Source organism: Leptospira tipperaryensis (assembly GCF_001729245.1).
In the GTDB taxonomy this organism is placed as follows: domain Bacteria; phylum Spirochaetota; class Leptospiria; order Leptospirales; family Leptospiraceae; genus Leptospira; species Leptospira tipperaryensis.
This window is the reverse complement of record NZ_CP015217.1, coordinates 302,286-315,105: the sequence shown is the minus strand read 5'-3', so window position 1 is coordinate 315,105 and position 12,820 is coordinate 302,286. Positions and strand designations below refer to the sequence as shown.

At 42.1% G+C, this 12,820-nt stretch carries 13 protein-coding genes; 4 read left to right on the top strand and 9 right to left on the bottom strand.

Annotation, left to right across the window (positions count from 1 at the left end; genetic code table 11):
• Positions 1-313 precede the first annotated feature (313 nt).
• A complete protein-coding gene (locus tag A0128_RS01540; protein ID WP_069605916.1) occupies positions 314-1,216 on the top strand; it encodes a lysophospholipid acyltransferase family protein in 903 nt (300 codons plus the stop codon).
• Between the two features lie 3 nt (positions 1,217-1,219).
• Here the strand turns inward: A0128_RS01540 and A0128_RS01535 are convergent, their stop codons facing one another.
• On the bottom strand, positions 1,220-1,756 hold the full coding sequence (locus tag A0128_RS01535) for an inorganic diphosphatase (RefSeq protein ID WP_069605915.1): 537 nt from the start codon (positions 1,754-1,756) through the stop codon (positions 1,220-1,222).
• Between the two features lie 344 nt (positions 1,757-2,100).
• Here A0128_RS01535 and A0128_RS01530 point away from each other — a divergent pair, with 344 nt between their 5' ends.
• Positions 2,101-3,342 carry a DUF1554 domain-containing protein gene (locus A0128_RS01530; protein ID WP_162274084.1) on the top strand — a complete coding sequence of 414 codons (1,242 nt, stop codon included), beginning with the start codon at positions 2,101-2,103 and terminating at the stop codon, positions 3,340-3,342.
• A 49-nt stretch (positions 3,343-3,391) separates the two neighbouring features.
• Here A0128_RS01530 and A0128_RS01525 read toward each other — a convergent pair whose 3' ends face one another.
• A complete protein-coding gene (locus tag A0128_RS01525; RefSeq protein WP_069605913.1) occupies positions 3,392-4,723 on the bottom strand; it encodes an MFS transporter in 1,332 nt (443 codons plus the stop codon).
• Between the two features lie 317 nt (positions 4,724-5,040).
• Here A0128_RS01525 and A0128_RS01515 point away from each other — a divergent pair, with 317 nt between their 5' ends.
• Both A0128_RS01515 and A0128_RS01510 read left to right on the top strand, forming a co-directional pair.
• On the top strand, positions 5,041-6,873 hold the full coding sequence (locus tag A0128_RS01515) for a hybrid sensor histidine kinase/response regulator (protein WP_083244024.1): 1,833 nt from the start codon (positions 5,041-5,043) through the stop codon (positions 6,871-6,873).
• Between the two features lie 103 nt (positions 6,874-6,976).
• Entirely contained in the window at positions 6,977-7,648 is a 672-nt protein-coding gene (locus tag A0128_RS01510; RefSeq protein ID WP_069605910.1) for a YdeI/OmpD-associated family protein, read from the top strand.
• 22 nt (positions 7,649-7,670) lie between these two features.
• On the opposite strand, the gene A0128_RS01505 is transcribed toward A0128_RS01510, so the two are convergent.
• Genes A0128_RS01505 through A0128_RS01475 form a run of 7 tightly spaced genes read right to left on the bottom strand, consistent with a single transcriptional unit; the run spans position 7,671 to position 12,815 of the window.
• On the bottom strand, positions 7,671-8,864 hold the full coding sequence (locus tag A0128_RS01505; RefSeq protein ID WP_069605909.1) for a molybdopterin molybdotransferase MoeA: 1,194 nt from the start codon (positions 8,862-8,864) through the stop codon (positions 7,671-7,673).
• Complete coding sequence (moaCB, locus tag A0128_RS01500; RefSeq protein WP_069605908.1) at positions 8,861-9,769, bottom strand: bifunctional molybdenum cofactor biosynthesis protein MoaC/MoaB; 909 nt, start codon at positions 9,767-9,769, stop codon at positions 8,861-8,863. Before moaCB ends, A0128_RS01505 begins: the two co-directional genes overlap by 4 nt.
• A 9-nt stretch (positions 9,770-9,778) precedes the next feature.
• Complete coding sequence (gene cobA / locus A0128_RS01495; RefSeq protein ID WP_069605907.1) at positions 9,779-10,555, bottom strand: uroporphyrinogen-III C-methyltransferase; 777 nt, start codon at positions 10,553-10,555, stop codon at positions 9,779-9,781.
• Positions 10,552-11,154, bottom strand: coding sequence for a molybdenum cofactor guanylyltransferase (locus A0128_RS01490; protein WP_069605906.1), 603 nt, complete (start codon positions 11,152-11,154; stop codon positions 10,552-10,554). Before A0128_RS01490 ends, cobA begins: the two co-directional genes overlap by 4 nt.
• On the bottom strand, positions 11,151-11,621 hold the full coding sequence (locus A0128_RS01485; RefSeq protein ID WP_069605905.1) for a molybdenum cofactor biosynthesis protein MoaE: 471 nt from the start codon (positions 11,619-11,621) through the stop codon (positions 11,151-11,153). Before A0128_RS01485 ends, A0128_RS01490 begins: the two co-directional genes overlap by 4 nt.
• A 1-nt stretch (position 11,622) precedes the next feature.
• Positions 11,623-11,865, bottom strand: a complete 243-nt coding sequence (locus A0128_RS01480) for a MoaD/ThiS family protein (protein ID WP_069605904.1) — start codon at positions 11,863-11,865, stop codon at positions 11,623-11,625.
• Positions 11,866-11,867: 2 nt separating this feature from the next.
• A complete protein-coding gene (locus A0128_RS01475; protein WP_069605903.1) occupies positions 11,868-12,815 on the bottom strand; it encodes a GTP 3',8-cyclase MoaA in 948 nt (315 codons plus the stop codon).
• Positions 12,816-12,820: the final 5 nt, after the last annotated feature.

The following is a 12,820-nucleotide window of genomic DNA, read 5'->3' as shown; positions in this document are numbered from 1 at the left end:
TTGCAAGCGTCGCGTTTACAAAAAAATTAAAAAGGCTAATTCCAGAATTTCCAACCTACCCTTTGCGGTCAACTCTCGGAGCTTCCATTTAGACAAAGCGGATTTTTTTCGAGTTCAAAACTTGGTATTGACAAAAAGAATATTTCAAAATGAAAAAAGAAGCAAGATTCTTATTTGAGATTCAGAAGAAAACATTGTCTTCATTCTTCTTAGTTTGAATTCTCAATGAAGTCGAAAAAAAGGGCAGTTCTTTTGCTTGTCAATCCGAGCCAAAATCATTCCCTTTGTAATATAAAACAATTACGGGGCTCCCTTGATTCGTTACATTCCGTCATTCCTCTTTGTTTATCTATTCCAACTTCCCTTTCGCATTTTACCGTATCGTCTTTGTTTATTCTTCGGAAAATGTTTGGTCATTCTTCTTTATCCCTTAGCCAGAAAGCACAGAAGAATCGCTTATGAAAATATTTCTTATGCATTTCCTGAGTATACCGAAGCCCAGAAAAAAGAACTCGTATGGAAGAGCATTCTCCATATTGGAAACTTAGTCGCGGGAACTCTTTATGCTCCAAGACTCAATCAGAAATGGATGGATAAGTATCTCGTCTATGATAAAGAATCTTTAGAGATCGAAAGAAAGACAAACGAAGAAGGAATCGGAGTCGTTCTTATCTCCGGGCATTTTGGAACCTGGGAAATTCTAGTTCAGTTTATGGGAATTCGAATGAAAGGCGCAGGGATTTATAAGAAAGTAAGAAATCCTTATGTTGATAGATTGATTTATAAACTTAGAACGAAGAATGGAATCAAACTTGTATCTACGGATGAATCCAGCCAAGTAGCAAAGTTGATCAAACAAGGTTATTGGATGGGATTCGGTTCCGATCAGAATGCGGGAAAGGTCGGGATTTTTGTAAATTTCTTCAATCGTCCGGCTTCCACTTATCAAGGCCCTGCGTTGATGGCATATCTGACAGGTGCGAAGATGTTGCTCTATTCAGTTCTTTGCGGAGAAAAGGGCAAAGTTATCGTTCGAATCAAAGACTTGGGATTTGTGGATAAAAAAGCTTTCGACGATCGTGAAACTGCAATCCGCCATTATACCGAAGTTTGGACAAAAGCCTTAGAGGAAGAAGTGAAACTGTTTCCGGAACAGTATTTTTGGGTTCATAGGCGCTGGAGAACCAAGCCGGGAGATTTTCCCGGCCAAGTTTGATTTTTACTTCTTAGGAAAATTCTTCTTATAAAATTCTAAAGAATCTAAAACGATTTGTCTAGCAAGTTTTGCGTTTTGAAAATCTTCGATGACCACGGTTTTATTTTCTAGTTTCTTATAATCTTCAAAGAAATGTTTTAACTCCAGAGTGAAATGCGGAGGAAGTTCCGAGATATCATTGATGTGATTTACGGACATATCGTTGGCGGCGACCGCGATGATTTTATCGTCTTCCTCGCCGGAATCCAACATTCTCATCACTCCGATTACTTTCGATTTTACCAGACAAAGCGGTTCGAGCTCCACTTGAGAAAGGACCAGAATGTCCAAAGGGTCGTGATCTCCACAATACGATTGGGGAATAAATCCGTAATTCGCAGGATAATAAAAAGAAGAATACAAAACCCGATCTAATTTTAGAATCCCGTATTCCTTATCTACTTCATACTTCGCTCTGCTGCCGCGTTTGATTTCAATAATTCCGTTCACAAATTCCGGAATCTCTTCTCCCGGAGAAATATCATGCCAAGGGTGTACCATAACAGAAAGCTATTGAACGGTTTTCGGGAAGGCAAGTGTAAAACGCCCAATCCGTTGATTCGATTTTCCAAAATAAAAGCCTCAAGGACGGGAAATAGCCCATGAACTCCTCATAAATCGGAAAATTCTTCATTTTTCTGATTTGGACATAAAAAACAAAAGAGGATGGGTCGGAACTCCGGGATTCCTAAAAAATAAAATGCCCGTTTTTCTTATAAAAAAGGAAATTTTGGTAAATAAATTTTCTTCCATGAGTTATCTTGAATGAGGACAATTTTATGCTAAAACTAACCCTTATTTCATCCATTTTGATTTTCTTGGTTCAATGCGCTCAAGCGGACAAAATGCAACTGGATGCCTCGAAAGGTTTAGGAACCGTCCTACAAGTTGTCGCAACGGAAGTGGTAAATACTCCCGTAAGCAATCAGCAAAATTCGACCGCAACTTCCGGAGGAACCGGTACTTCGACATTTAATTTCGGAGGAAACGTTTCCGGTCTCGTCAGTGGAAGTCTTACGTTAACAAACGGAAGCAGTAACGTTACCATTCTTCCTACGTCGCCGGGAATCACCGGTGGAGCGGGGACCTATCAATTCTCTACTTCGCTCAGTAGCGGAGGGACTTATAACGTTTCTATCACCGGATTTCCGACCAATCTTTCCTGCAATATATACAATAATACCGGTACGGCTTCGGCGAACGTAACTAACATCGATGTCTATTGTTTCTCGGTCGTTATTACTTCAAGTCTTACCGTTGTCGAAGGTACGACCAATGCCTCCACCAATTTTACCCTGAATCTCTCTCACCCGCCGAGCCCGACTCCATCGAGTACTGTTAGCATTTCTTATCCGAATTTTCCGGCAAATCTCAGCGTCAATTCCGCTCTTCCTACTACCCTAGGAACTACCGCCGTAAATCGTATCATTAGCGGAACGAATGAAACAGGGACCCCGGATTTTGCAGACGAAAGCGAAGTCATTACAGCAAGAGTCTCTCAGTCAATTGGAAGTGCGACTAACGTGTCTACGACTTCAAGCGTAACTATCAACGATAATGATAAAAGAATTTATATGGTGAACGCCGGAAACGGTGGGACTGGGAACTTAGGAGGAAAGGCCGGCGCAGATACCCTTTGTTCTTCCAATAAACCGGGCGGAGTTTCCGGGACGGTTATCGCGTTGTTGGGAACCTCTACGAGAAAACCGCTTCCAACACCTACCAGCGACTGGCCTCTCAAACCTCTTTACACTTACTATAGAACTGACAATACTACAATCATAGCTTCGTCTAACAGCGCTTCCATTCTTCCATTTTCATGGACGAATAAGGTAAGTTCCAACGCGGGAGTTACGGCTGCGTTTGCTTGTCCAATGGGAAGCAACGCCTGCGGTTATGTAACGGGATTCGATAATACTTGGGCTCTTCTCTCGAGCCAGAACTGTTCCAACTGGACGAGCACCAGCAGTTCCGTGGATGGAATGACTGGTTGGGCGGGAAGCATCACCTCCGCAGCGATCGCCTATTTTGCTTCCACCTGCGATGCTTTAGGTTCCTCAGCGAACGTGATTTGTGTTGAGCAATAGTCAAAAGGAAAAACTTTAGATCGAAGACCTAAGGCAAAAGAAAACCTCTTTAAGCCTTAGGTTTCCAGCTCCACGTTACGGCCAATAAAGCGAGCGCTATCAAAGTAGCTCCGATGATCAAATATAAGGATTGCTCCCAATGGAATCCTTCTTGCTTGCTCATCCATCCAACGGCTTTTGAAAGACTCGTTCTACCGAGATAACCGAATAAACCGATAAATCCCGCCGCAGTTCCGACCGCCTTTTTCGAAGTAAAATCCAATCCCGCCACTCCTAAAAGCATGACCGGCGGATAGATAAAAAAACCGACGACTCCGAACAGTGTGAGATCCAGCCAGAGATAACCGGGAGGAGTAAAGAGCAATCCGGTCAAAGCGAATAGAATCGGGACCATACATAGAAAACTCACCATTCCCCTCTTTCCTCCGAGTTTGTCGGAGCCCCAACCCACGAGCAATGTGGAACCGATTCCGGCAAATTCATAGATCAAGGTGCTCACACCTCCTTTTTCCAAAGTCGCTCCTTTTGCAAACTTCAAATAGGTCGGTCCGATATCTGTAAGACTGTAACGAACCACGTAGACAAAAAAGTTAGCAAATGCAAAGGTCCATATATAATAATTTTTGAATACAGCTTGAACGATGATTTCTTTAAAACTCAGCTCCCTTTCCTGATCGGCAACGGGAATTCTTAATTCTTTTTCCGGATCTTCCTGATGTTCTTCGATTGATGGAAGACCAACAGACTGCGGAGTGTCCAACAATCGAAAAAGAAGATATACTGCGGTCACGATTGCAATTGAAGCTGGAATGTAGAATGCGTTTCTCCATCCCCACCAAGAGGCGCTATAGGCCGCAACCACGCCGACGATACCGCCGCCCACGTTATGCGCGATATTCCAAATCGCAAATGTAGAACCTCTTTCCGCAACACCGAACCAGTGTCCCAAAGATCTTCCGCAAGGAGGCCAGCCCATTCCTTGAACGAATCCGTTCAAAGCCCAGAGATAAAAATGAGTTTCATAATCGCTCGATGCGCCAAAAAACAAATTACAAACTGCGGTTAAAAACAAACCGAGGGGCATAAAGAATCTGGGATTACTTCGATCCGATAACGCTCCCATGATAAATTTACCGATCCCGTATGTGATCGCAGTTACCGCGAGAATATTCGTAATCTCTTCCTGACTGTAATGAAGCGCTTCTCCCATTTCCTTGGAAACGACGGGAAAATTATTCCGAACCAAATAGAACACGGCGTAACCGATAAAGGTCGCTTCTAAGATCCTCCAACGAAAACGAGGATATTTTTTTTCGATTTCTTCCGGAGGTAAAAGGGGTTTTGGTTTTGCGGGCAGAATCCAGCGAAATAAGGAAATCATTAGGCCACGATCTTAAAAAACTGAGGTCGCTTTACAAGATCATTTTCGATCAAAAAATGACGCCTCGTGACGAAAAGAGGAAAAATAAATTCTTACTTCTTTCCAGTTTTAGAAATGAATTCTTAAAAAAGCGCAAAATGACGCCTGAATTGATTCGTCCTTGCTTGTTCTTGCAATCCTTTCAAGCGTTCAACTACGTACAAAGGGCTATTCAATCAAATAAGCTTTTCACTTTAGAATTTTCTATAAAGGGAAAAGGCTCTCCCGAAATGGCAAAAATAAAATCGTAGAAATAAAATTAAGATTCCCGTTTCCAAATGGAATCTGTATCGTTTTATAACTTACCACTTATGCTCAAGTATCCTTTGATATCTGCCCCGGCCAAAGTTTCTTTTTTATATCTCATATTCGCTTCCGCCTGGATTTTTCTCTCGGATCAATTCATTAGCCTACTTTCTTTGGACCCGCTCTTTCTTACTACCTTGCAAACATACAAGGGCTGGAGCTTTGTCGGAATCACGACCTTGCTTCTGTTTATTATTCTCAATCGCTATTTTATTCTTCTTAAAAAAGAATCCGATGAACAAAAGTTAGCCGAGACCGCGCTCATAGAATCGGAACGAAGATTTCGTGTAACTTTAGAAAATATAAATTTGATCGGTTTGGGCTTGGACTCGGAAGGAAATATAACCTTTTGTAACGATTATCTTTTGAATCTAACCGGCTGGAAAAGAGAAGAGCTCATCGGAAACAATTGGTTCGATTACTTTTTACTTCCGGAAGAAAGAGAACAAGTGTTGTCGATTTTCAAAGAAGCGATTCGGACCAAGGCCCTCCCGCTTCACTATGAAAATTATCTGCGAACAAGAAGCGGAGAAAAAAAATTAATCCAGTGGGACAATACGATTCTTCAAGATAGGAACAACCGCATCATCGGAACGATCAGTATCGGAACCGATATCACCGATCGCAAACGTGCAGAATCCGATCGCCTCGAATTGGAAAGACGTTTGTTACACGCGCAAAAATTGGAAAGCCTTGGAGTTTTAGCCGGAGGAATCGCTCACGATTTTAATAATCTTCTCGGAGGAATTTTCGGTTACATCGATCTTGCTCGTGAAAAAGCGGAAGCCGGAGAATCAAACACGCGATATCTAGATAAGGCTATTACGGTTTTCAATCGAGCAAAGGATCTAACGCAACAACTGTTAACGTTCGCCAAAGGGGGAAAACCAATTCGCAAAACGGGATCACTGGCTCCTATCATAAACGACTGCGTATTGTTTTCTTTAAGCGGTTCAAACGTATCCTGTCATTTTGAAATTGAAGAAACTATGGGGCTTTGCGATTTCGACGAGAATCAAATCCATCAAGTCCTGGAAAATATCATTATAAACTCGATTCAATCGATGCCTCTTGGCGGAACAATTTTGGTTTCGGCAAAGAATATGTATCTCGGTAAATACAATTCTGTTCGTTTGAAGGAAGGAGACTACATACAAATTTCAGTTCAAGACAGCGGAACCGGAATTCCCAAAGATCTACTCCCGCGTATTTTTGAACCTTTCTTTACGACCAAACAAAAAGGAACCGGTTTAGGATTGGCGACTTCCTATTCAATCGTTCAGAAACACGACGGAGGAATCGAAGTCAAATCCGAATTAGGAGTCGGAAGTACATTCAATATTTATTTACCAGTTTCACAAAACGAAATCAAATCCAATCCTCACAAGGAAATAAATTATCACAAAGGACTCGGAAGGGTTCTTATAATGGATGATGAGGACTTTATTATCGAGATTTTCTCGGAGATGTTGGAAAAGATGGGATACCATACGGTCAGTGCAAAAAACGGATCCGACGCAATTCAACTCTTCAAAGAAGCCAAAAATTCTTTCAAACCTTTTGATATTTTAATTTTTGATCTCACGATCCCCGGCGGAATGGGCGGAGAAAAGGCGATTTCTGAAATTCGAAAATTGGATCCGAATGTGATTGCGATCGCGTCGAGCGGTTATTCCGAAGACCCTGTCATTTCTTCGCCGAAAGAATACGGTTTTTCAGCGAGTCTTCGTAAGCCGTTTCGCAAAGGCGACCTCGCAGAACTTTTAGAAAAACTTCTCAGCGGTAAAACTCACTATACATTCTGATTTTTCTCAAAGAGAAACGTTTTGTTTTTTTCCACAATTCGATTTTATCGACTGATTCTTTTTGATTTGCAATTTATTCGGATTGAAATTTCTTATTTCGATCATGATCGAATTCAATTCGCCTACAATCAAGAAGATGAAGTTCAAGAACGGAGACAAGGTCTTCGTGTTTTCTAAAAACGAAATCTATTCTTCAGAACCGATAGAAGGAGTGAAATTCATCGATCAAAGTTCCGAAGCGAATGGAATTCTTCTTTTTGTAGATTCTTCATCCTCGCTCAAATCGTCTTTCTCAAAGATTAAAAAAAACTTAAAAGAGAATGTTCTTTTCTGGGTCGCTTATCCGAAAAAGTCTTCGGGTATTCAGACAGATTTGGAAAGAGATCACGGCTGGGAACCTCTTTCTGAAGAAAACTACGACGGGGTCGCCTTAGTGTCGTTAAACGAAACTTGGTCAGCCATGAGGTTTAAAAAGAAAGACAAAGTAAAAAAGGGAGGTTCGAAAGAGGAAAAACAAAAAAAGCCGGGATTATCAAAATATATCAATTACGAAAAAAAGACCGTTCGACTTCCCGAAGACGTTCTCAAAACGTTTTCAAAATCGAAGTCTTCAAAAGAATCCTTTGAAACGCTCTCCTGGTCTCATCAAAGAGAATACGTCGAATCCATCTTAGAGGCCAAAACTTCGGAAACAAGAACCAAAAGAATTTTAAAATTGATGGATCACCTGAATTCTAAAAAACCAAAGAAACCAAGTTCAAAGAAGAAAAAGTAAACTTAAAATTTAAACCTAATTCTTACCAAGGGTAATAATCCAAAACGTCTCCTTCTAAAACCTCTCCTTGTTCCGCGGGATGCAACGCGATCCCGTCCGAAAACAAACCCGCGCGAATATCGCCGCTTCCGTTAAACGACTTTGCGCTGATCCCCGTTTTCTCTTTCGTTTCCAAAAACACGGGAAAGTATTCCGGTAAAGAGTTCTTCTTTTTTCTTTTTCCATAGAAGGAATATCTCTGCGGTTTGGAAATTTCCATTCCTAAATAAGAACGAATATAAGGATCTAAAAAAATTCTCGCGCAAACCTGAACGCTGAATGGATTTCCCGGAAGTCCGAACACGACCGTCTTTCCTTTTTTTCCAAACCAAATCGGCTTACCGGGTTTTAACGAAACCTTATGAAAGATTTTTTTTACTCCGAGTTTTTCCAAAATGGGAGGAATCAAATCCATACTTCCCATGGAAACTCCGCCCGATAATAAAAGTATATCCGACTCCAAACCCTTATCGAGAGCCTCGGTGATTTTTGTTTCTTCATCCGGAACTAAAACGATTGATTTCGGTTGGATATTGTATCGATTCAAAATGGCGATCAAAGAATAAGAATTAGAATCTCTGATCTGAAACGGAAGTGGTGTCGACCCAACCGGAACGACTTCGTTTCCAGTAGAGACAATGGAAACCGTCGGCAAGGAATTTACGGAAACAAGATCCACACCCAAACAAGCTAATAGAGAAATTTCAGGCATTCCTATTTTGGTTCCGGAACCGAGGACGAATTCCCCCTTTTTTAGATCTTCTCCTCGAACCGCTACATTCATAAAATGGAATATTTTGTCCGAATTCAATTTGACTTTTGAAATCGAATTCTCAAGAGATAACTCTTGACTGTCCTCGATCTTGATCACCGCGTCCAAACCTTCCGGAACGGGAGCTCCCGTCATGATCTTCACGATTTCTTCGCCCGGATCCAAGTTGGATTCCATTCCAGCAAAGATTTCTTTTTTACAATGATAGATTTTTGAAGAATCATAATCGGCGCTTTTGATCGCATAACCGTCCATCGTAGAACGGTGAAAAGGCGGATAGTCTCGATCCGCGTATATGTCTTTGGAAAGAGTTCTTCCTAAACTTTCTCTTAGAGCTACCGATTCCGATTCTGCTTTTGAAACTTCCTCGAGAATTTTAGAAAGAGCTTCCTCGATCGAGATCAATGACCTTCTCCTCTCATCATCTTCTTCGCGTGAAAGATCGCAGGAAAGATCGCCTTAAGACTTTCTCTTGCTCCGTTCGAACTGCCGGGCACACAAACGATCAGAGTCTTTTTGATTCTCCCTGCGAGAGAACGGGAAAGCATCGCATAAGGAGTTCTGTCTTGTCCAAAGGAACGCATCGCCTCGGCGATTCCGGGAATTTCCTGATCTAAAAGATTTTTTACCGTATCCGTAGTATTGTCCCTCGGACCCAATCCGGTTCCTCCGGTCGTGACGATTAGATCTACGCCGGAGGCTACCCAGTCCTCGATTTTTTTACGAATCTCGTTCGGTTCGTCCGGAACAATCGTATATTCGTGAATTAAAACATTCGCATCTTTTAATATACTTTCAATGACCTTACCTGAGCTATCCTCTCGTTTACCTGCAAAGGTGGAATCCGAACAAACTAAAATCGCTGCTTTCGAACCTTCCGCAAACTTTGAAAATTGGACTTCGCTCTTACCGCCTTTTTTTTCGAGCAACCGTATGGAGGATATTTCTAATTGTTTATCAATCGGTTTGAGAAGATCATAGATCGTCAACGCCGCCAAACTGAGTCCGGTTAAAACTTCCATTTCGATTCCGGTCTTTCCGATCGACTTTGCGGTCGCGGTAATCTTAACTCCCTTTTCTACAAGTTCGAATGAAAGATCAAAAAAATCGATGTTTACCGGATGACAATGAGGAATGAGATCGGATGTTTTTTTAGAAGCAAGAAGTCCGCTTGCTTTTGCAATTCCGAAAAGATCTCCCTTGGGGAGGGTATTCTCGCGAATTCTTTTTAACGTTTCAGGATTACAATATACAAACCCCTCAGCCACCGCGGATCGGAGGCTGATTTTTTTTTCGGTGATGTCGATCATTCTTTTGTCCTAACTGAGAGAATACGGACGGTGGATAAGCGATCGAAGAGAATCCATTTCCAAATAAAAATGAACTATACTTCCAATGATCAATAAAGCCGGAGATCGCACTTCTTTTTCTTTCGCGATCCATTGAATACTACCCAAAGTACCGGTGATCATTCTTTGCGATTCTAAGGTTGCATTTTCTATGATCGCAACCGGAACCGTCTCCGAGTTTCCGCAAGAGATCAAATCATCCACAATCTCTTCTAAAGAATTCAAACCCATGTAAACTACGAGAGTTTTTCCTTCACAGGAAAGATTTTTAAAACTCTCGGAATTTTTTCCATTCTTTCCGTGCCCGGATAAATATAAAATTTCTTTAGAATACTCTCGATGTGTCAGAGGAAATCCGAGATGAGCGGCGGCGCCGGAAGCCGTAGTAATACCGGCTACGATCTCACATTCGATTCCGAGCGACAAAAGAGATTCTACTTCCTCGCCCACTCTTCCAAAAACGGAAGGGTCTCCGCCTTTCAGACGTACTACGACCTTGTATTGAAGGGCCATATCGGCGAGCTTTTGATTGATCTCTGTCTGTTGGCAACTGTGTTGTCCCAGTCGTTTGCCGACATAGATCAACTCGGTTTTCTTACGGCACATTCTCAGAATTCGAGAAGCAACGAGATCGTCATATAAAACGACGTCCGCTTGGCGAAGAACTTTAACCGCCTTTCTTGTCAGCAATTCAGGATCTCCCGGTCCCGCGCCGACGAGATAAACTTTTCCATAGTTCGGATTCATTTTGAATTTCCGGCTACGGTCAAATCCGTAAGAGTATTATAATTTAAGAATGCTCTAAAATGTTCCTTCGGAACGTCCGATCCGATTCCGTTCGATCTTTCGAGAATATTTTTCGGAGACGGATTGAAATCGGATTTTTTTATTTTTAAACCGACTTCGTTTAACAATTCGGAAGTGTAGATAGCGGGAAAGGGTTCGACTTTTCCTTCCAGTGTAAAAAAATAACTCTTCTTTCCGGGGTTTGAATTGTATAAGTTTAATAACTCGGAAAATATCCAAGGATCGCGAGAAGGCATGTCGCAGGCAAGGACCAGAAAATCCTCATTTGGGTAGAGATCGTGGGCCGAAAGAATGCCGGACATCGGCCCGATGTTTTCGTAGAAATCTTCCACAAATTCTCTATCTAAAATTAGTTTAGTGTATTCGGTCCTTTGTTCAGCCCGAATCGAAATCAGACAACCGTCGGTAAACGGAGACAAGGTTTCAACTCTCTCATCGACCCAAAGATTTCCTTCCGTCGAGAGTAATCCCTTGTCCCTTCCCATTCTGCTGGAGTTTCCTCCGCATAGAACGAGTCCTTTCGGTTTTCGTTCCGTCATCGATTCACCTTCAATGGCGTATAACGTTCATGTCCTGTTGCCCCGGCCGCACAGCCCGCACAATTGAGAGTCCATTCGGAAGTTTGATCGGAATAAAATTCCTTTTTCCAAATCGGAACTTCGTGTTTGACACGATCTATGATATATCGATTGGCTTCGTAAGCTTCTTTACGATGAGAAGAAGCGGTAATTACACAAACGGAAGATTCTTCCGGATAGACCGTTCCGGTTCTATGAACACAGATCGCTTTTTTTAGATGAAAGACTTCGATCGCGTCTTCTAATATTTTCGCGATCATCGGCTCCGCCATCGGCGCGTAAGCTTCGTAAAATAAATGTGTCACTTGTTTGTTCGAGTTCGCGGTATCTCTGGGTTCCCCGCTGAATAACACAACCGCTCCACAGGAAGGATCGTGTCCTTGAGAAAGTATTTTGTTTAGATCGATCGGTTCTTCTTGAAGATACATATCAACCTCCGCTCAAAGGAGGAAGAATCAAAACGGTTTCTCCCTCAACTACGATTCGATCGGCTCCGACCATCTTGTCCTGAACCGCCCAAAGAGATACTTCCAGGATCTGACTCGTTTCCGGCTTTTTCTTTCTCATCTCGTCCACCACGTCCAAAACGCGAACCGGAGATTCTAAATTTAATACGAAGTCGGATTGAAAGTGATCTTTTAAGATTCCGAATGTTTTTACCGCCACTTCCATCTTCAACCTCCGATTGCCATCATCGTAAGATCGCTTCCCTTAAAACGAACGTCTTGTTTCTGACGTAACGCCAAGATAAGAATCTGTTCCATATCGATTCCCTGTTCCCTGAGCTTCGGTAACGGAAACCCAGTGGAGGAACTCAGACAACCGTAAAGACTTCCCTTACTGTCCAAACGAAGACGATCACAATCGCTGCAAAAAGGAGCGGACTCGTTTGCAATGATACCGAAAGAATTTCCGTTTTCAGTATTCCAATAATTTGCGGTGGAAGATAACTTTCTCGTTTGAGGAGTCAAAGTTCCGTAGTGCTCTTCCACACGATCTAAAATTTCCTTTTGAGAAAAGATGGGGATTGTATCCGAATTTTGTAAATAACCCATCTTCATCAGCTCCAAAAATCGAGGAAGAATTCCTTTATTCCATGAATATTCAAGAATTGGAATGATCTGATCTTCGTTTTTTCCTCTTACCAAAGTGCAATTGATTCTAACCTTTAGTCCGGAATCCACCGCTGCATCAATCCCCTTCAAAGTCTGCTTAAAAGCAGAACGTCGACTCATCGTTTGAAAGGATTCCGACGTCATCGCATCCAGAGAAACGTTGATCGAATCCAATCCCGCGTTTTTTAGATCCGATGCTTGTTTCGAAAGAATCGAACCGTTCGTGGTCAGAGAAATTTGCGGGATTCCTAAATTCTTCAATTCCCGAACGAGAATTTTCAAGTGCGGATAAAGAGTCGGTTCTCCTCCGGTAAGTCTTACCTTTTTTAAATGTAACAAAGAATGAAGTTCGTGAACGATACGAATCCATTCATCCACTTCCAAAAAAGAATTCTTCCGGGACAAACGGACGTCTTCATCCACGCAGTAGGTACAGGCAAAATTGCAACGATCCAGAAGACTGATTCTTAGAGTTTGAAAACTCCTTCCAAAACCGTCGCGTATCATACACC